Source organism: Amycolatopsis sp. NPDC001319, assembly GCF_042896185.1.
Classification (GTDB): domain Bacteria; phylum Actinomycetota; class Actinomycetes; order Mycobacteriales; family Pseudonocardiaceae; genus Amycolatopsis.
Genome location: NZ_JBIAWY010000004.1, coordinates 267,416 through 284,809, shown reverse-complemented (window position 1 = coordinate 284,809; position 17,394 = coordinate 267,416). Strand labels below are relative to the sequence as shown.

The 17,394-nt window shown below is 71.0% G+C and carries 20 protein-coding genes; 12 read left to right on the top strand and 8 right to left on the bottom strand.

What is annotated here, in order from left to right:
- Positions 1-40: 40 nt before the first annotated feature.
- Both ACFY1H_RS16505 and ACFY1H_RS16500 read left to right on the top strand, forming a co-directional pair.
- Positions 41-745, top strand: coding sequence for an SDR family oxidoreductase (locus tag ACFY1H_RS16505; protein ID WP_366583160.1), 705 nt, complete (start codon positions 41-43; stop codon positions 743-745).
- Between the two features lie 62 nt (positions 746-807).
- A complete protein-coding gene (locus ACFY1H_RS16500) occupies positions 808-1,644 on the top strand; it encodes an alpha/beta hydrolase (protein WP_386947234.1) in 837 nt (278 codons plus the stop codon).
- Here ACFY1H_RS16500 and ACFY1H_RS16495 read toward each other — a convergent pair.
- The 3 genes from ACFY1H_RS16495 to ACFY1H_RS16485 form a co-directional block, all read right to left on the bottom strand.
- Positions 1,631-2,110 (bottom strand): hypothetical protein, encoded by a 480-nt coding sequence (locus ACFY1H_RS16495; RefSeq protein ID WP_386947232.1) that lies wholly within the window; start codon positions 2,108-2,110, stop codon positions 1,631-1,633. The two genes, ACFY1H_RS16500 and ACFY1H_RS16495, sit on opposite strands and share 14 nt — an antisense overlap.
- Before the next feature lie 84 nt (positions 2,111-2,194).
- A complete protein-coding gene (locus ACFY1H_RS16490; protein ID WP_366583157.1) occupies positions 2,195-2,887 on the bottom strand; it encodes a GNAT family N-acetyltransferase in 693 nt (230 codons plus the stop codon).
- Positions 2,888-2,985: 98 nt separating this feature from the next.
- Entirely contained in the window at positions 2,986-3,465 is a 480-nt protein-coding gene (locus ACFY1H_RS16485; RefSeq protein WP_366583156.1) for an SRPBCC family protein, read from the bottom strand.
- Positions 3,466-3,579: 114 nt separating this feature from the next.
- On the opposite strand from ACFY1H_RS16485, the gene ACFY1H_RS16480 reads away from it, so the two are divergent.
- Positions 3,580-4,308 (top strand): VOC family protein, encoded by a 729-nt coding sequence (locus ACFY1H_RS16480; RefSeq protein WP_366583155.1) that lies wholly within the window; start codon positions 3,580-3,582, stop codon positions 4,306-4,308.
- Here ACFY1H_RS16480 and ACFY1H_RS16475 read toward each other — a convergent pair.
- The gene (locus ACFY1H_RS16475; RefSeq protein WP_366583154.1) at positions 4,286-5,230 is read right to left on the bottom strand and encodes a LysR family transcriptional regulator; all 945 of its coding nucleotides are present in this window, start codon (positions 5,228-5,230) and stop codon (positions 4,286-4,288) included. The two genes, ACFY1H_RS16480 and ACFY1H_RS16475, sit on opposite strands and share 23 nt — an antisense overlap.
- 45 nt (positions 5,231-5,275) lie before the next feature.
- Positions 5,276-6,991, bottom strand: a complete 1,716-nt coding sequence (locus ACFY1H_RS16470) for a DUF6461 domain-containing protein (protein WP_386947229.1) — start codon at positions 6,989-6,991, stop codon at positions 5,276-5,278.
- Between the two features lie 100 nt (positions 6,992-7,091).
- On the opposite strand from ACFY1H_RS16470, the gene ACFY1H_RS16465 reads away from it, so the two are divergent.
- Positions 7,092-7,562 (top strand): GNAT family N-acetyltransferase, encoded by a 471-nt coding sequence (locus ACFY1H_RS16465; RefSeq protein WP_366583152.1) that lies wholly within the window; start codon positions 7,092-7,094, stop codon positions 7,560-7,562.
- Here the strand turns inward: ACFY1H_RS16465 and ACFY1H_RS16460 are convergent, their stop codons facing one another.
- From ACFY1H_RS16460 to ACFY1H_RS16450, 3 genes are all read right to left on the bottom strand, one after another.
- A complete protein-coding gene (locus tag ACFY1H_RS16460; RefSeq protein WP_366583151.1) occupies positions 7,563-7,964 on the bottom strand; it encodes a hypothetical protein in 402 nt (133 codons plus the stop codon). It abuts the gene before it with no gap.
- 136 nt (positions 7,965-8,100) lie between these two features.
- Complete coding sequence (locus ACFY1H_RS16455) at positions 8,101-9,021, bottom strand: NADP-dependent oxidoreductase (RefSeq protein WP_386947227.1); 921 nt, start codon at positions 9,019-9,021, stop codon at positions 8,101-8,103.
- Entirely contained in the window at positions 9,018-9,464 is a 447-nt protein-coding gene (locus ACFY1H_RS16450; RefSeq protein ID WP_386947225.1) for a nuclear transport factor 2 family protein, read from the bottom strand. The genes ACFY1H_RS16455 and ACFY1H_RS16450 overlap by 4 nt, the downstream gene beginning before the upstream one ends.
- Positions 9,465-9,557: 93 nt before the next feature.
- Between ACFY1H_RS16450 and ACFY1H_RS16445 the strand changes: the two genes are divergently transcribed.
- The 8 genes from ACFY1H_RS16445 (at position 9,558) to ACFY1H_RS16410 (ending at position 17,230) form a co-directional block, all read left to right on the top strand.
- Entirely contained in the window at positions 9,558-10,385 is an 828-nt protein-coding gene (locus tag ACFY1H_RS16445; RefSeq protein ID WP_386947223.1) for a LysR family transcriptional regulator, read from the top strand.
- A 122-nt stretch (positions 10,386-10,507) separates the two neighbouring features.
- Entirely contained in the window at positions 10,508-11,194 is a 687-nt protein-coding gene (locus ACFY1H_RS16440; RefSeq protein WP_386947221.1) for a FadR/GntR family transcriptional regulator, read from the top strand.
- A gap of 14 nt (positions 11,195-11,208) precedes the next feature.
- Positions 11,209-12,036: a creatininase family protein gene (locus ACFY1H_RS16435; RefSeq protein WP_220243516.1), complete on the top strand. Its 828-nt coding sequence runs from the start codon at positions 11,209-11,211 to the stop codon at positions 12,034-12,036.
- Positions 12,033-12,890, top strand: coding sequence for a transporter substrate-binding domain-containing protein (locus tag ACFY1H_RS16430; RefSeq protein ID WP_366583146.1), 858 nt, complete (start codon positions 12,033-12,035; stop codon positions 12,888-12,890). The genes ACFY1H_RS16435 and ACFY1H_RS16430 overlap by 4 nt, the downstream gene beginning before the upstream one ends.
- Positions 12,891-12,902: 12 nt before the next feature.
- Positions 12,903-13,658 (top strand): amino acid ABC transporter permease, encoded by a 756-nt coding sequence (locus ACFY1H_RS16425; protein ID WP_366583145.1) that lies wholly within the window; start codon positions 12,903-12,905, stop codon positions 13,656-13,658.
- Complete coding sequence (locus tag ACFY1H_RS16420; protein ID WP_366583144.1) at positions 13,655-14,428, top strand: amino acid ABC transporter ATP-binding protein; 774 nt, start codon at positions 13,655-13,657, stop codon at positions 14,426-14,428. Before ACFY1H_RS16425 ends, ACFY1H_RS16420 begins: the two co-directional genes overlap by 4 nt.
- Positions 14,429-15,397 carry an alpha/beta hydrolase family esterase gene (locus ACFY1H_RS16415; protein ID WP_386947218.1) on the top strand — a complete coding sequence of 323 codons (969 nt, stop codon included), beginning with the start codon at positions 14,429-14,431 and terminating at the stop codon, positions 15,395-15,397.
- Between the two features lie 132 nt (positions 15,398-15,529).
- Positions 15,530-17,230, top strand: a complete 1,701-nt coding sequence (locus ACFY1H_RS16410) for a hypothetical protein (protein ID WP_386947216.1) — start codon at positions 15,530-15,532, stop codon at positions 17,228-17,230.
- Positions 17,231-17,394: the final 164 nt, after the last annotated feature.

The window sequence follows — 17,394 nt, the reverse complement described above, 5'->3', positions numbered from 1 at the left end:
GTCATGGAGCAACCGAGCAAAACAAGAGGAGTCATTAGTCATGCGAGTGCTGATCACCGGGGCGTCGAAGGGCATCGGCCGGACCGTCGTCGACCGGCTGGCCGCCGAGGGCCACCACCCGATCGGCCTGGCGCGCACCGCGCCGGCCGAATTCCCCGGCAGCTTCCACGCCGTCGACCTCGGCGACCGCGACGCCACCGCCGCGACGCTCGACAAGGTCCTCGCGGAAGGTCCCGTCGACGCGGTGGTGAACAACGTCGGCTTCGCCAAGCTGGCGCCGCTCGGGTCGATCGACCTCGACGACATCGCCCACGCCTACGACCTCAACTTCCGCACCGCGGTGCAGGTGACCCAGGCCGTGCTGCCCGGGATGCTCGCCGCCGGGCGCGGCCGGATCGTGAACGTCACGAGCATGGTCACCCTCGGCACCGCGAACCGCACCACCTACGCGGGGTCGAAGGCGGCGCTCGAGACCGCCACCGCCATCTGGGCCGGGGAGCTCGGGGCCAGCGGCATCACCGTGAACGCCGTCGCGCCCGGGCCGACGGAGACCGAGCTGTTCCGCCGCGGCACCCCCGCCGGGTCCGAAGGCGAAGCCCGGTTCCTGGAGAAGCTGCCGGTCGGCCGGCTCGGGCGGCCGGCGGAGATCGCCCACGCCATCTGTTTCCTGCTTTCCGACGACGCCGGATTCATCACCGGCCAGGTCCTGCGCGTCGACGGCGGAGGGAGCATCGCCACGGCCTGAGGCCGCCACGGACTCGACAAAACCGCCACGGCGGCCCGCCCGATTCGGGCAGAATCGCCGAGATGGCACCCACTTTCGTCCTCGTCCACGGTTCGAACGCCCCCGGGCGCTGCTTCACCTCACTGCAGCGTGAGCTCGCGCTGCTCGGCCACCGCTCGCTCGCGGTCGACCTGCCCGGCCACGGCGCGGCGGGGTTCTCGGCGGCGTACCAGGCACAGGACCTGGAGACGTTCGCCACCGAGCCCTCGCCGCTGGCGGGCGTGACCCACGCCGAGGTGGTGGCGGCGCTGACGGACGTGGTCCGGCGGGTGCACGAGCACGGTCCGGTGATCCTCGTGGGGCACAGCCGGGGCGGGATGGCGGTCACGAGCGTCGCGAACGCCGTGCCGGACCTGCTGGCGCGCACGGTGTACCTGACGGCGTGGTGCTGCGTGACCGGCAACCCCGCCCACTACCTGCAGGACCCGGCCCACGTTCCGACAGCGCTTCTCGAAGCGGCCACCGTCAGGGTCGGTGATCCGGGGCAGCTCGGTGTGCTGCGCATGAACTGGCGCACCGCCGACGCGACGCAGCTCGCCGCGTTGAAGCGGGCGATTCTGGCCGACGGCACCGACGCCGAGCTGCTGTCGTTCCTGGCCGGCATGGATCCGGACGAGAGCCTGGACGGCGGTGACGACGTCATCGACACCGCCACCTGGGGCCGGGTGCCGCACACCTACGTGCGCTTCACCCGGGACGAGAGCATGCCGTTGGCCCTGCAGGACACCTTCATCAAGGAGGCCGACGCACGCACGCCCGACAACCCGTTCGACGTCCACTCGCTCGAAGCGTCGCACGTCAGGCCGCTCATCCACTCCGCGGAGCTCGCCTCCGTGCTGGCGAGCCTCACACTCCGGTAGACGAACCCGGCCGCACGATCATCAGCACCGTGACCACGGCCCACAGCAGGTTGAACACCCCCGTCGTCATGGCCAGCCGGCCGGCGACGCGGGTGTCCAACGCGGTCGCCACAGACGACCCGGCTGTCTCGGCCGGCACCGCGCCGTCACCCGAAGGTCCCGCCAGCGCGGCCCGCTGACCCGGCAGCACGAACACCAGCAGCACCACCGCGGCCACCGCGGTCAGGGCGATCGAGACGAGCACCCACGTCTGGCCCGTCACCTTCATCGTCCCGGCGACGGCGAAACCGAACACCGGCACGGCGATCGACACCCACGCGTACACGCGGCAGATGCGGTGCAGCAGCGCCAACGTCGAGCGATCACCCCGCTTCAGGGCGGCGGGGAAAATACTGGCGGCCACGGCCACGGGCCCGACGGCGAGGATCGCCGCCAGCACGTGGATCGACAGGAAGACTTTGCTCACGGCCTTGACGCTAGCCCTCGCGTTTCACCGCCCGGAACCGGCTGGATCGCCGTCTTCCGCCGGATTCACGCCAGTCGCCGGAAACTAGCGCTTGTCCGATTCGGGCACCCGCACCGCGAGGAACACCAACGTCCGGTTCAGCTTGAAGCCCAGGTGCTCGTACAGCCGGATCGCGCCGACGTTCGACGCGGCGGCGTGCAGGAACGGCAGCTCCCCGCGTTCGCGGATGCCCGCCGCGACCGCGCGGATGAGCCGCGCCGCCAAGCCCTGGCCGCGCAACGCCGGGTCGGTGCAGACCGCGCTGATCTCCGTCCAGCCCGGCGGGTGGAAGCGTTCGCCGGCCATCGCGACGAGGGCGCCGTCGCGCCGGATGCCCAGGTAGGTGCCCAGTTCGATGGTGCGCGGCAGGAACGGGCCGGGCTGCGTGCGGGCGACGAGGTCGAGCATCTCGGGCACGTCGGCTGCGGTCAGGCGGACGGCTTCCGCGTCGGGAGCCACGGTCAGGCCGGTGCCCTCGAGCTGCACGCCCGGCGTCTCGCCGAGCACGGTCCAGCCCGCGGGCGCGGGACCCGTCGCGCCGGCGATCACAGCCGTGGCACCAGGTCCGGCGAGGTCGGCGATGTCACGCCAGACTTGGTCGTCCGGCTGATCCGGCAGGGCGACGAAGGGCGCGACGTCCGCGGGGTAGCGCAGGACCTGGCCCTTCTGCTCGGCCAAGTGCGCGTGCGGCCCGGTCAGCGCTGCCCACACCGGGTTGTCGAGCGGCGACGAGCTCATCCTGCCTGCCATTTCGTAGTCGGAGCGACACTCCAGAATGCGGTGGCGGCCAGGCGTTGTGCCACCCGATCCCACATGCTGGGGTGTGACTCCCCGAACTACGCGCGCAACGCCTCGAACGACGCCTTCAGCGCCGGGTAGTACTCGTCGAACGACGGCCGCACCGAGTCGTCGCGCGCGGCGACCAGCAGGTCGAGGTAGTACTCCCAGCCGGGCCCGATCTCGCCGATCCCGTCGGTGCTCGTCAGGTGGTGCACCAGCCGCAGCTCGGTCCCGTCCTCCACTTCGGACACGAGCAGCTCCATCGGCCACCCGCCGGCGTCCTCCATGCCCAGCAACGCCAGCCGCCGCGGTGCCTCACACGCGTCGACGCGCATGTCGATCCACGGCTTGCCCTCCTCGAACACCATCTGCACCCGGACGGTTTTCCCGGGCGCGCCTTCGCCTTCCCACGGCCCGAACCACAGCGCCGTGCGGTGCGGCTGCGTCACGTCGGCCCAGACGTCTTCGGGTGACGTCGCGAACGTGCGGCGCAGCACGAGGTCGAAGCCGCCGTCGGTGCGTACCAGCTCTGCCATGAGGGACCCCTTCCGCGTCGAGGACGCCAGGGTAGCCGCGAACCGGGCAAATCAGGCCGGAAACTGGCCGGATGGGGTTCTACCGTTCGCAACCACGACGTCGAAAGGATTCCGATGAGCCCCGTCGAGACCAACCAGCCGCTGGGCACGCCGACCTGGATCGACCTGGCCGTGCCCGACCTCGATCGCGCGCGGGCCTTCTACGGCGCCGTCTTCGGCTGGGACTTCGACGGCGGCGACTGCCTCCTGCGCGGCCTCCCCGTCGCCGGTCTGCACCACGCGGCCGACCCCCTGCCCGGCTGGCAGGTCCACCTCGCGACGGACGACTGCGCCGCCACCGCCGAAGCCGTCACCGCGGCCGGCGGGACGCTGCTGCGCGAACCGCACGACGTCGGGGACCGCGGCCGAGCCGCGCTCGCCGTGGATCCGTCCGGCGCCCCGTTCGGTCTGTGGGAGGGGCACGCCTTCCCCGGCGCCCGCCTGGTCAACGAGCCCGACACCCTCGTGCGCAACGACCTCGTCACTCCCGACGCGACCGACGCCCGCAAGTTCTACTGCACCGTCTTCGGCTTCACGCTCGACGGCAACGCCGACCTGCCCGACGCCGACTTCACCTTCCTGCGCCGGCCCGACGGCCACGAGGTCGGCGGCATCTTCACCCTCCGGGACGCCACCACTTCGGCCTGGGCCACCACGTTCGAAGTCGCCGACGCCGACGCAGCAGCCACCAAGGTCCGCACCGCGGGCGGCGAAGTCGCTTCAGTGGAGGGGACGCCGTACGGGCGGATGGCGACCGTGACCGACCCGTTCGGCGCCGGCTTCACGATGATCGCGCGCCCTTGACCAAATCACGGCGGACGTGGCCGGGCACCCAGCTCGCTCCGGCCGGGCCGGCCCACCCGCGCCGCACGAACGCGACCAGCTCGGCCAGCCCGCGGTGACCGGTCCCCGGACGCCACACCAGTGACCACGGGTAACACGGCACCGGCTCGACCACCGGAATGCGCTGCAGTTCGTGCCGCTCGGGCCACGCGATGCGGATCTTCTCGCCGACGAACGTCAGCAGCGTGCGCGACTCCGCCAGCGTGTCGAGCAGCGCTTCGAGCCCGAAGTTCGGCCCGGCCGGGTCGACGTCCACGCCGAACTCCGCCGACAGCTCGGCGTAGAAGCCCTCCCACTCGCTGCCGCGCCGGATCCCCGGCACCCACGCGCGGTGCTCGGCGACCTCGGCCAGGCGCACCTCCCGCCGCCCGGCCAGCGGGTGCTCCGGCCCGACCACGATCTGCAACGGCTCTAGGTACGCGTACACGTGCTTCAGGCCCTCCGGCGGCTCACGCAGGTACGTGAACCCGGCGTCGACCGCGCCCGCGCGCAGCTCCCGCAGCGTCTCGGCCGCGCCGCCGGACGTGAGCATCTCCATCGGCACCTCACGGTGGTCGCGGTGGAACTCCCGGAACAGCTCGGCCGCCGCCAGCCGCCGCCCGAGCACGTCGACCCGCAACGGCCGCGTCTCCCGCTGCACCGACTCCACCGCTTCGGCGACCGCACTCAGCACGGCTTTCGCGCGCGGCAGGAACGTCCGCCCGTCCGCCGTCAGCGACGCCCCGGCCGCGACCCGCTCGAACAGCACGACCCCCAGCTCGCCCTCCAGCCCCGCCACGCGCTTCGACACGGCCTGCTGGCTGATCCCCAGCCGCCCGGCCGCCAGCCGGAACTGCCCCTCCTCGGCGACCGCGACGAAGGCACGGAGTGCTTCGAAGTTCATGCCCTCCAGTGTCACCTCACCCCGATGGCGTGACCCGCCCGGCCGTCACAGGTCCGCCAAGGGATAACCCATGCCGGCCTCCTGGATCTCGTCGAAGTCCTCCACCGTGAGCCCCCGGCCGGTGAACCGCTCGACGGCCACCAGGCCCTTCTCATACCGGTCCCGCCAATCGTGGAAGTCCAGCCCCTCGACGGCGGCGGCCACTTCCGGATCGTCGCCGAGCGAGCGGCCGAGTTCGTCCGAGGCGAGGAGTTCGCCGTCGCGAGCGAAGGAGAGCCGGCTGACGGCGTTGACGTTCCAGAACATGCTCGCGGCGCGTCCTTCTCGCGACAGTTCGGCCAGCACCTCGCGCTGCGCGCCACGAATCCCGTTCTCCTCGATGGCCAGCACGATTCCGTCCACTTCGGACGCCGTCACCCAGGGGCCGAACTCGAGGTCCGAGTCGAGCAGGTCCTCGATCGGTTCCGGCTCCCGGATGTCCGCGCCGAACGCCTGCAAGACCTCCCGCAGCGTCAGCCCCACGACCACAGTCACGGTCGCCCCCTCCGACAGTGCACTCTGGCTGACCCACCGGTACGCCGCCTCGGGTAGGTCGACCCCTGGGGGCTCCGGCTCGCCGCGCAGCCGGTGGCCCAGCCGGTCGGCTCGCGCGTGGACCACGGCCGGTGCCGGCGGCGCTTCCCACACGACCAGCTCGTAGTTCTCGGTCTCGACGTCGTCGCGGCCGTACGCGTACACCCGCACCCGCAGGTCACCCGGCCGCGGCGGTGTCGCGATCCGACGGTGGTTGTAGTGCTTCGGTCCCACGAAGGTCGCGTCGCCGCGGCGAGCCGGCCAGCTGACCTCCGCAACCTCGTGCCAGCCCTGCGTGTCGATCTTCGCCGGTGGCTCGGCGAGTACCCGCATCCGGACTTCCAGCACGCCGGTTTCCCGCCCGGTCCGCACGAGCACTCCACCGTCGACGACTTCGACCAGTCCGTTGTCCGCGAATTCGCCTGGCTCGGCGACCGGTCCCTCGGCCAGTGCGAACACGTGGTCGCGCACGGCCACCTGCATAGAGCCGAAGGCCGGCAACCGGTACCCGGCGCGCTTTTTGGCAAGCACCGCCTCCTCGTACACCACGGGCATGCTCCGGCTCGGCAGAAGAGCCGACGCCACGCCCAGCCCGAGCCCGATGTGCGCGGCCACCTTGTCGTACGCGGCATCGCCCAGCACGCCGGCCGCCGTCACCACGGCCACCGCGAGGTACGCCGCCCCGTGCGCCGCGGCGACCGCCTCTTCGTCGCCCGCTGCGTCCGCACCCAGCGACCCGGCCACGGCCTCGTGCTCGACCAGCCGCGACACCAGGCCGGCGATCACCTCCACCGCACCCGGCCGGGAAGTATCGAAGAATCGGGCTTCGCGCAACGCCTCGGCCTCGGTGTTCAAGGACCCGAAGGCGAACGTCCCGGTAGCGCGGTCGCCCAGACCCGCCGCGGCGCCCGCCACCGGCGGCAACGCGCGCACGGTGAGCTCCAGCGCCCCGTGCACGCGTTCCACGATCCAGACCGGCAGCCCCCGCAAGGCCCGGATCGCTTCGGGCTCCCCGGGCCGCGCGCGGTGTTCCTGCCCGCCACGCCACCGGCCGAGCGCGGCCGCGGCCGTCACCGGCACCGCGGCCGCCACGCGCGGCGCCTCCCGGATGATGGCTTGGACCAGAGCCGGCATCACCTCGTCTTCGCGAGCTGTCCCGGGCGTGCGGTCGGAATCGTTGTCCCCCATGGCACCCATCCTGCCCGATCACCGTCCGCCGCGGGGACCGTTCCCGAACGCCGCTCGAACTCGATTGCGCTGCCGGCCTCCCGACCGCTAAACAGGCATCGTGAACCTCCGCCTCCTCGAAGCGACCGCCGACGACGCCGCCGAACTGATGGTGCTGCAGCGGTGCTGCTGGGTTCAGGAAGCCCTGCTCAACAACACCCTGGAGATCCCCGCGCTCCACGAGACGCTCGACGAGGTCCGCGAGTGGATCCGCACGTGGCGCGTGTGGGTGTTGCGGCAGGGTCCGCGCCTGGTGGGCGCGGTGCGCGGGCGGCTCGAGGACGGCGCCTGGGAAGTCGGGCGGCTGATGGTCGCGCCCGACCTCGCCGGGCACGGCCTGGGCCGGCGGCTGCTGGAGCAGGTGGAGAGCCAGGCGCCCGCGTCGGCGGACCGCTTCGAGCTCTTCACGGGCGCCGCGAGCAAGCGCAACATCACGATGTACGAACGCGCGGGCTACCGCTTGACCGACCAGTCCGGCCCGGTCGACGGCCACATCCAGCACGCGGTCTTCCTGGTCAAACGCCGGGCGTGATCACCCCGTGTGCAGGTGCGCCGCCAGCCGGATCCGCAGCCCGCGCACGTCGGCCAGTGCCACCGAGAACGTCTCCGCCGGCCGGTGCCCCGCGGTGTTGTTCCACCGTCCACACGGTCCGGTGACGTACGTGAACCCGTTACGCGTCAGGGGAACCGACCAGATCTGCTCGCTGCCGCGCCCCGCTCCGGACCGCGGCGCGTGCCAGAACTGCGCCGTCGCCATCACCTCACCCAGCGCCCCCACGAACGCGGGCACGTCCTCGTCGCGCAGCCCGAGCCCCCGCCCGGCCCACACCCGCGGCAGGTCCGGCTCGCCCTCCCCGGGCCGCAGCGCACGCCCGAACACCACCTCGTCGTCCCCGACGTCAACACTCCAGCCCGGCGCCGTGATGCGCACCATGGTTCGACTCGCTTCCTGAGTTCCGGCGCCGAGTGAACCACGCCCGCGCCGAACCCGACTGAGCGATCACCGCTTCAGGAAGCGTGTTCCGCCTGACTCCCCTCACCACAGCCCCGGTCCGCGCCGCCTCGCCGGGTCAGTCGCACACCAGCACGACCTTCCCCGGCGCGTGACCCTCAGCCAGCAACCGCTGCGCCTCGGCCGCCTGGTCCAGAGGGAACGTCCGCGCCACGCGCACCGAGAGCGTGCCCGCCTCGGCCAGCTCCACCAACGTCAGCAGGTCCCGCCCGTCGAGGCGAGCGAACACCGGAATCGTGCCGGGGAAAGAGAACTCCGCGATCGACGCGACCCGCACGTCCGGCGCGGCCAGGTCCGGAGTGGACGAAAGGGCGCCCCAGCCTGCGGTGTCGAGCACGGCGTCGACACCACCCGGAGCCAGCGCGCGGACCCGCGAGGCAAGACCCGAGCCGTAGCGAACCGGCGAGGCACCCAGCGACCGCAGGTACGCGTGATTCGCCTCCGAAGCCGTCCCGATCACCCGCACCCCCCGCGAAACCGCGAGCTGCACCGCGAGCGAACCCACGCCACCCGCGGCCGCGTGCACCAGCAGCGTCTCACCCGAAGACAAGCCGAGAGCCCGAACCGCCTGCAACGCGGTCAGCCCACCCAGCGGCAACCCGGCCGCCTCGGCCCACGACAGCCGAGAAGGCTTGCGCGCCAACATCCGCACGTCGGCGGCCACCTTCTCCGCGTACCCGCCATTGCGATGGGCGACGTCCCCGCGGACGTACCCGATCACCTCGTCGCCAGGGGAGAACTCGGGCGCCGCCGGACCCGCTCGCTCCACGACGCCCGCGATGTCCCACCCCGGCACCGCGGGGAAGTACGTTTCGAGGGCGTCGGCCATCGCGCCGGCCTGCACGCCGAGGTCCGCGGGGTTCAACGCCGCCGCCTTCACGCGCACCAGCACGCCGTCGAGATTCGTCTTCGGGTCCGGCAGTTCGGCGAGCTCCAGCACCTCCGGCCCGCCGAACCGGTGGTGCACCACGGCTTTCACGCCTCCGGTTCCAGCGGAAGATCGCCCAGCACGTCGTGGCGGGAGATCTTCCACTCGCCGTCGACGCGGCGCAGCTCGGTCTCGTAGTAGCCCGACTCGATGGGCCGCACCACCGGCGACGGCAGCGTGCGCGTCTCGAACACCACGTACTGCGCCGACAACCGCGCCCGGTCGCCGTCGACCTCGATGAGGTGGTCCGCCGTCACGTGGTGCCCGGTGCCGCCTTCGGGGTGTGGCTTCATGAAGTTCTCCACCGCGTACCGCACCCCGGCGCCGCCGATCAACGGCTCGCCGATCTGCTCGTACGTGCCGGGGCCGGTCCGGACGTGGATCCGGACCTCGGCGTCGTCGGTGAACAGCGCGCCCTGCGCGGCGCCGTCACGCCGGTCGGTCGCGCGGACATAGCGGGCCAGGACCTCCTGGACCGCGCGTTCGTCACTCACGGAAATGGCCTTTCTCTGGGGGACGGTTCCAGCCAACCCCCGCGTGACCTGCGGAACGATGACCGTCCGGGCGACGATCATTACCCTGGAGGTATGGATCGCCTGGAGACGCGCGAGCTGGCCTACTTCGTCGCGGTGGCCGAGGAGCTGCACTTCGCCCGTGCCGCCGAGCGGCTCGGCATCGCCGCGCCGCCCCTCTCGCGTGCGATCGCCCGGCTGGAGCGGCGCATCGGCGTGCGGCTGTTCGACCGCACGAGCCGTCGCGTCTCCCTCACCGAAGCCGGCGAGGTCTTCCTCGCCGAGAGCCGCGCGGCGCTGGCCGCCGTGGACACCGCGGTGCGGCGCGCCCAGCGCGCGGCCCGGCCGGCGAGCCTCGTGGTCGCCGTCCGCTCCGGCACCGGAGCGGGCCTGCTGTCCGACCTGCTCGAGGCCTACGCGCACCGCCCCTCCGCCGCACCGGTCGAGCTGCTGTTCACCACCGACCAGACCCGAGCGCTGCGCGAAGGCACCGCCGACGTCGCCGTGCTCTGCGCGTCCTCGGACACCACCGGACTCGCGACCACGGAGCTCGCCGTCGAATCGCCGGTCGCCCTCCTGCCCGCGTCCCATCCCTTCGCGACGCGCGCGGCCGTCCCCCTCGACGAGCTGCGCCGCGTCGACGCCTACCGCGCGACGTGCCCGCCGGTGTCGCTCGACGAGATCGTCGACCGCGTCGCGCTCGGCCAGCTCGTCGTCGTTGTCGGCGAGAGCGCCGCGAGCCGGATCGGCGACGCCGTGGTGGCCGTTCCGGTCGTCGGCCAGGCCGGCACCACGCTCGTGCTGGGCCGCGCCGCGGGCACGCCGACGCCGGACCTGAAGGCCTTCGAACGCACCGCGAAGGACGTCGCCGCGCGGCGCCTCGCCACCGCCGGCACGGCGTAGCCCGCGCGCTCGAAGATCGCCCCAAACCCTCCCGAACTGCGCTTATGCACGTTCGTCGCGAAATCCTTGACTTCAAATTGAGCGAGTGATTTAGTCAATTCACTCGCAGAACGGAGTCACCGATGACCGAAGCGCACCCGAAACCCGGGCTGTCCGAACAGCTCGTGGCGGGGCTGCTGGAGCTGATCGCCGACGAGCGACTGGCGCCGGGCGACAGCCTGCCGACCGTGCGCGTGCTGGCCGAGCGGTTCTCCGTGACCACGCCGACGATCCGGGAAGCACTGCGCCGGTTGCAGACCACCGACGCGGTCCGCATGCGCCACGGCTCGGGCATCTACGTGGGCGACGGCATCCACCGCACGCTCATGCCGAACCCGAACTCCGCGCCGATGAAGGACGAGCTGATCCTCCAGCTCGTCGACGCCAGGCTCACGATCGAGCCCGGCATCGCCGCGCTGACCGCGATCAACCGCAGTGAGGAAAGCCTGCAGCGCCTGGAGCTCGCGCTCGACACGGCCAAGCGCGACAGCACCGACCACCGGCCGCACCTGAACTTCCACCGGGAGCTCGCCGGCGGTTCGGGCAACCAGGTGCTCTTCGAGGTCGTCGACTCGCTGCTCGCCGCGCGTGGCCGGGAGCAGAAAGCCCTGCGTGCCCTCATCGAGGACCGCCGGCGCGACTACGAGGAGCACCTCGCCATCTTCGACGCCGTGCGCTCCGGCGACGCGGCCGCCGCGGAGGAACACACCCGCCACCACCTCGAACAACTCCGCACCGAAGTGGCCCGCCAGCTCGGGCGGGCCGAATGACCGGGAAAGACACCATGCCGATCGCACCACGTTCACACCGCCTCGCCGATCTCACCTGGCCCGAGATCGACGACCTGCGCCCGCACGCCCCCGTGGCGATCGTGCCGCTCGGAGCCACCGAGCAGCACGGCCACGGGCTCGCGCAGCGCACCGACACCACCCGGGCCGAAGTCGTCGCAGACCTTGTGGCGCAACACCTTTCGCCGAAGGTCGTGGTGACCCCGGTGATCCCCGTCGGGGTCTCCGAGCACCACATGGCCTTCCCCGGCACGCTCACGCTGTCGCCGATCACGCTGCAGCAGGTGATCGTGGAACTCGTCACCAGCCTGCACCGCCACGGCTGGCGCAAGGTCTACGTGCTCACCGGCCACGGCGGCAACAACGCCACGGTCGAGGTCGCCGTCACGCGGCTGCGCACCGACCTGCCCGACCTGCACATCGCGTGGAGCGGGATCACGCCCGTGGTCTCGGACCTCGTGTCGAAGCTGTCCGAAAGCCGGATCGGCGGCCACTCCAGCGAAATCGAGACCTCGCAGGCGATGTTCGCCGACCCGGACCTCGTGCTCCCCGAGCGGCTCACCCCCGGCAGCTCCACCTTCGACGACCTCGACCAGGCGGGCAAGCTCAGCCGCTCGCGGCCGGGGATCCACTTTCCACAGTCCTATCACGACCTGAGCAAGACCGGCACGCTCGGCGACGCCACCAAGTCGTCCGTCGAGATCGGTGCTCGGCTGGTGGAAGCCACCGTCGAGCGCATCAGCGGCTTCCTGCAGGAGTTCCTCGACCTGCCGGAACGCCAGTCCGCCCCCACCCTCACCCGCATTCCCCAGGAGACGCCATGACCGCCCCGACCCGACGCCGTCTCGGAGTGGCCACCCTCGTGCTCGCGGCCGGCCTCACGCTGACCGCCTGCGGTGGCAGCGACGACCAGGCCGCCAACCCGCTCGGCACCGCCACCCCCGGCAAGGTCCACTTCGCCTTCCGCTCCGACGACAAGCCGACGTCGTTCATCGACGGCGGCAAGCCCGCCGGCTTCCTCATCGAGCTCACGCAGGCGATGGCGCAGAAGATGAACCTGACCGCCGACTACACCGCGACCGACTTCGCGAGCATGCTGCCCAACATCCGCAACCACAAGTACGACTCCGCCGCGTTCGGCACGCTCGTCACGCCGCCGCGCCAGGAGGTCACCGACTTCACCACCGCGGTGAACTACGGGCAGGCGCAGCTGATCTCCCGCAAGAGCGCGCCACTGGCCACTGTGGACGCTTCGGGTGGCAAGACCATCGCGATCACCCGCGGCAGCGAGCTGATCCCGCTCGTGAAGAAGCGCGTGCCGACCGTGACGGTCAAGGAGTTCCCCAACATCGCGGCCAGCTCCAACGCGCTCACCGCCGGACAGGTCGACGGGCTGTTCACCGGCGTCGCGACCACGAACGACCTCCTGGAGAAGCACCCGGACTACCAGGCCTCGCCGGCGATCACCAGCGGCATGACCGCGTTCCCGGTCGCCAAGGACAAGCCCGAGCTGAAGAAAGCGCTCGACGACGCGCTCAAGGCCGTGATCGCCGACGGCACGTACACGAAGCTGTTCGACAAGTGGAACCCCAAGGGCGTCGCGATCCCGGACGACATGCTCAAGGCCTACCCCGGCATGCAGCAGCGCCCCGGCGTCACCGCTGCCGACGGGTCCTGAAAGGACAGCGCCATGGACGGTCTGAAACAAATCTGGGACACGTTCTTCGACCTCGACCTCATCGGCAGCACGCTCCCCACGCTGCTGAAGGAGGGGCTGCTGAACACCCTGTTCCTCACCGTGCTCGCGAGCGCGATCGGCCTCGTGGTCGGCATCTTCCTCGCCAGCGGCCTGATGTCCCGCTTCCGCGTGCTGCGCCTGCCCTGCCGCTGGTACGTCGACATCCTGCGCGGCCTGCCCCACATCCTGAGCATCTACCTCATCGGCCAGGGCCTGCCACTGGCCGGGCTCACGATGTTCGGCAACTGGACCTACGGCTACGCGGCGCTCGCGATCGGGCTCATGGAAGGCGCTTACATGGCGGAGATCTTCCGCTCGGGCTTCCAGAGCGTCGACAAGGGCATCGTCGAAGCGTCGCGCAGCCTCGGGATGTCGCACACGAAGACCATGCGGCTCATCGTGATCCCGATCGGGTTCCGGCGCGTGCTGCCGGCGCTCACCGGCCAGTTCATCCTGGTCATCAAGAGCACGGCCCTGGTCTACCTGCTGGGCCTCGCCGCCGGGCAGCGGGAGATGTTCGCGATCGCCCAGGACACGTCCACCAACAACGCTTCGCTCTCACCGCTGGTCGCCGCGGGCCTGTTCTACCTCGCGATCACCGTGCCGCTCACCTACGTGGTGAACAAGTGGGACAAGCGGATGCGCGAAGGCCGGCCCGCCGCGGCGACCACGCCGGCGGCCGTGCGCACCGAGGAGGCTCTCGTATGACGCGGGCGAGCACCGCGGCGGCCGACGCCGTGACCACCACCGGGACGACCGTCCGCTACGAGCACATCGACAAGACCTTCGGGAACACCCCGGTGCTGCACGACATCGTGCTCGAAGCCCCGGGCGGCACCACCACGTGCATCATCGGCCCGTCGGGTTCCGGCAAGTCGACGCTGCTGCGCTGCACCAACCTGCTGGAGATCCCGACCGCCGGGCGCATCTTCATCGGCGACCAGGCCATCACCGACAAGGGCGCCGACGTCGACCGCATCCGCACCCGCGTCGGCATGGTGTTCCAGAACTTCCACCTGTTCCCGCACCACACGGTGCTCGACAACGTGACGCTCGCCCAGCAGCAGGTGCTCGGCGTGTCTCGCGACGAAGCTGTGGAGACCGCGCGGGCGAACCTCGCCGCGGTCGGGCTCGCGGCGTACGAGAACCGCCGGCCCTCCCAGCTCTCGGGCGGCCAGCAGCAGCGCGTGGCCATCGCGCGGTCGCTGGCGATGAACCCCGAGGTGATGTTGTTCGACGAAGCGACGTCCGCACTCGACCCCGAGCTCGTGAAAGGCGTGCTCGCCGTGATGCGCGACCTGGCTTCCCGCGGCATGACGATGATCGTGGTGACGCACGAGATGCGGTTCGCCCGTGAGGTCGCCGAGCAGGTCGTGTTCCTCGACCAGGGACGGCTCGTGGAAGCCGCCCACCCCACCGAGTTCTTCGAGTCCCCCCGCAGTGACCGGCTCCGGTCCTTCCTCGACGAGGTGCTCTGAATGAGATTCGCCAAGCTCGCCGCTGTCGCCGCGCTTGCGCTGACCGCCACGGCGGTCGTCCCGCAGACCGCGTCCGCGACCCCCTCCGTGCGCAACTACCCCCGGGTTTCGACGGGCTGCACCGCGCACTCGACCTCCCTGCCGCTCGGGCAGACGGTCACGCAGACCATCACCTCCGGCGGGCTTTCCCGCGACTACCTGATCCACCTGCCCGCGAACTACCAGCCGGGTCACCCGAAGCCCGTGGTCATGGCGTTCCACGGCCGCAAGGGCGACGGCAGCGACATCGAAGAGTTCTCCGGCATCGACGGCCTCGACACCATCGCCGTCTACCCCGTGGGCGCCAAGGGCGAAGCCGACCAGCGCGCCTGGCAGAGCGCGCCGTACGCCGCGCCGGGCGTCGACGACGTCCGCTTCGTCGGCGACCTGCTCGACCACCTGCAGGCGACGCTGTGCGTGGACCCGCTGCGCATCTTCGCCACCGGCAAGTCCAACGGCGCCGGCTTCGTTTCGCTGCTGGCCTGCCAGCTGCCGATGCGCATCGCCGCCTTCGCCACGATCGCCGGCGCCTTCTACCCCGGCACCACGGTCGGCTGCTCGTCGAGCGTCCCCGCCCCGATCGTCGACTTCCACGGCACGGCCGACCCGACCATCGAGTACAACGGCGGCACCAGCCACAGCGAGCCCATCCCCAACCTCATGGACTGGGCCCAGAACTGGGCGAACCACAACCACTGCACCGCGACGCCGGTCAGCACCCCGATCGGCTCCGACGTGATCCAATTCTCGTGGCAGAACTGCGCCGTCAACGCCTCCGTCACCCACTACCGCATCCTCGGCGCCGGCCACACCTGGCCCGGCGAGCTCGTGGACAGCGGCCCCGGCTCGGCGACGCAGACGGTGAAGGCCCAGGACGTGATCTGGAACTTCTTCAACAGCCACACGCTCGGCTCTGGTTTGTTCCGCTGATCCCGCGGTGATGTCCGGTCGGGCGCGCAACCGCGCCCGGCCGGGCACTTCTTTTGTCCGGACCATTGTCGCCGGGATCGCTTGCCGGTCAGATCTCTTTGGCTCGTCACACAAGTCGAAGAGGGGACAGTCATGGGTTCGGACTACCAGATGAGACGCCGCCGAGCACTGCAGGCGTTCGGGGTCACGGGGGCGGCCACGTTGGCGGCCATGTACACCGCCGATCCGGTACTCGGTGCGACGTTGGGCTACGACGAGAAGATCGGCGTCGACCCGGCCACGTACACCGCGCCGACGGGCGTGGCGCAGGACAGCCCCGGCAAGACGACCGCGTTGAACTGGCTCCGGGACAACGCGAGCGCGGTGACCGGCCTGTCGGACAAGGTCTGGTCCCACGCCGAGCTGTCGCTGCGCGAGTGGAACTCCGCGCTCGACTCGGCGGAGCTGCTGCGGCGCAACGGCTTCACGATCGAATGGGGCGCCGGCGGCTTCCCCGCCGCGTTCGTGGCCACCTACGGCTCCGGCAAGCCCGTCCTCGGTTTCAACGCCGAATACGACGCGCTACCAGGCCTTTCGCAGAAGACCGGCGTCTCGACGCACGACCCGCTGGTCTACAACTATGACGCCTACGGCCCCAGCTACGGCGCCGGCCACGGCGACGCCCACAACACCCTCGGCGCCGGCTCGATCGGCGCCGCCATCGCCGTGAGCAAGGCCATGAAGCAGAACGGGCTCGTCGCCACGCTCAAGGTGTTCGGCGCGAGCGGCGAGGAACAACTCGTCGGCAAGCCGTACAGCGCGAAAGCCGGGCTCTACGAGGGCCTCGACGGGTACCTCGACTGGCACCCGTTCACCGTCACCCGCGCCGACTGGGGCACCACGTCGGCCCTCATGTCGGCCACGTTCACCTTCCTCGGCGCGGCCGGCCACGGCGCGACGCCGCTGGGCAACAAGAGCGGCCTCGACGGCGCGCTGCTGATGGCGACGATGAGCGAGTTCCTGCGCGAGAAGAACGTCGCGGCGTCCGGGCGCTTCCACTACGCCATCATCAACGGCGGCGGCGCGCCCAACGTGACGCCGGACATGTGCTCGATCTGGTTCTTCGTGCGCGAAGGCAGCCCGGGTCGCGCGCAGGTGCTCTACGACAAGATCGTGGCCTGCGCCAACGCCGCCGCGCAGGCGAGCCAGACGAAGCTGATCCACAAGTTCCACTCCGGCACGTGGAACTCGCTGGGCAACAAGGTCGCGGCCGAGGTCCTCAACGACAACATGACCAAGATCGGTCCGCCGCGGTTCACCGCCGCCGACCACGACCTGGCGAAAGCCCTGCAGCGCTCGCTCGGCAAGCCCGAGATCGGCATGCCCACCGAACTCGTGCCGCTCACCGCACCCGACCCGGTGTTCCTCGGCGGCCCGTCCGTCGACACCGCCGACGTGAGCTGGCGGACCCCGAAGGTCACCGCGCTCATCGCCACGTTCCCGCCGGGCCTGCCCAACCACAACTGGGGTGTCACGGCCACGGCGGCCACCAACATCGGCCACCAGGCCGCGCTCTCCGCCGCGAAGTACCTCGCCGCGACGGCCGTCGACCTCATCACGCAGCCCGAGCTGCTCCGGCGCATGCAACAGGAGTTCACCGAACGCACCCGCGACGCGAACTGGAAGAGCATGATCCCGGACGGCGTCCAGCCGCCGATGTACGAACCGCCCGCCGACTTCCTCGCCAAGACCGGGCAGAAGTTCCCGCCGCCGGGAATCACGTGGCCGGTGCCGGAAGTGGTGGCGCAGGAACAACTCGGCACCACGGGCCCGGCCCTCCCGCCGCAAGTCTGACGGTCGCGACCGGCGCTCCTGAGGCAGAACCGGGGGATGCCGAATCTGCTCGAGATGAGCGATCGCGAGTACTTCACCCAGTTCGCCCGGCGCACCGGCATGTTCCTCGGCAGGACGACCCTCACCGGGGCGATGGCCTTCCTGGTGGGTTACGACCAAGGCGC

Coding starts and splice junctions, on each gene's coding strand:
- ACFY1H_RS16505 (WP_366583160.1), top strand. CDS start 41: ATGCGAGTGCTGATCACCGGGGCGTCGAAGGGCATCGGCCGGACCGTC.
- ACFY1H_RS16500 (WP_386947234.1), top strand. CDS start 808: ATGGCACCCACTTTCGTCCTCGTCCACGGTTCGAACGCCCCCGGGCGC.
- ACFY1H_RS16490 (WP_366583157.1), bottom strand. CDS start 2,887: ATGAGCTCGTCGCCGCTCGACAACCCGGTGTGGGCAGCGCTGACCGGG.
- ACFY1H_RS16485 (WP_366583156.1), bottom strand. CDS start 3,465: ATGGCAGAGCTGGTACGCACCGACGGCGGCTTCGACCTCGTGCTGCGC.
- ACFY1H_RS16480 (WP_366583155.1), top strand. CDS start 3,580: ATGAGCCCCGTCGAGACCAACCAGCCGCTGGGCACGCCGACCTGGATC.
- ACFY1H_RS16475 (WP_366583154.1), bottom strand. CDS start 5,230: ATGAACTTCGAAGCACTCCGTGCCTTCGTCGCGGTCGCCGAGGAGGGG.
- ACFY1H_RS16470 (WP_386947229.1), bottom strand. CDS start 6,991: ATGGGGGACAACGATTCCGACCGCACGCCCGGGACAGCTCGCGAAGAC.
- ACFY1H_RS16460 (WP_366583151.1), bottom strand. CDS start 7,964: ATGGTGCGCATCACGGCGCCGGGCTGGAGTGTTGACGTCGGGGACGAC.
- ACFY1H_RS16445 (WP_386947223.1), top strand. CDS start 9,558: ATGGATCGCCTGGAGACGCGCGAGCTGGCCTACTTCGTCGCGGTGGCC.
- ACFY1H_RS16440 (WP_386947221.1), top strand. CDS start 10,508: ATGACCGAAGCGCACCCGAAACCCGGGCTGTCCGAACAGCTCGTGGCG.
- ACFY1H_RS16435 (WP_220243516.1), top strand. CDS start 11,209: ATGCCGATCGCACCACGTTCACACCGCCTCGCCGATCTCACCTGGCCC.
- ACFY1H_RS16430 (WP_366583146.1), top strand. CDS start 12,033: ATGACCGCCCCGACCCGACGCCGTCTCGGAGTGGCCACCCTCGTGCTC.
- ACFY1H_RS16425 (WP_366583145.1), top strand. CDS start 12,903: ATGGACGGTCTGAAACAAATCTGGGACACGTTCTTCGACCTCGACCTC.
- ACFY1H_RS16420 (WP_366583144.1), top strand. CDS start 13,655: ATGACGCGGGCGAGCACCGCGGCGGCCGACGCCGTGACCACCACCGGG.
- ACFY1H_RS16415 (WP_386947218.1), top strand. CDS start 14,429: ATGAGATTCGCCAAGCTCGCCGCTGTCGCCGCGCTTGCGCTGACCGCC.
- ACFY1H_RS16410 (WP_386947216.1), top strand. CDS start 15,530: ATGGGTTCGGACTACCAGATGAGACGCCGCCGAGCACTGCAGGCGTTC.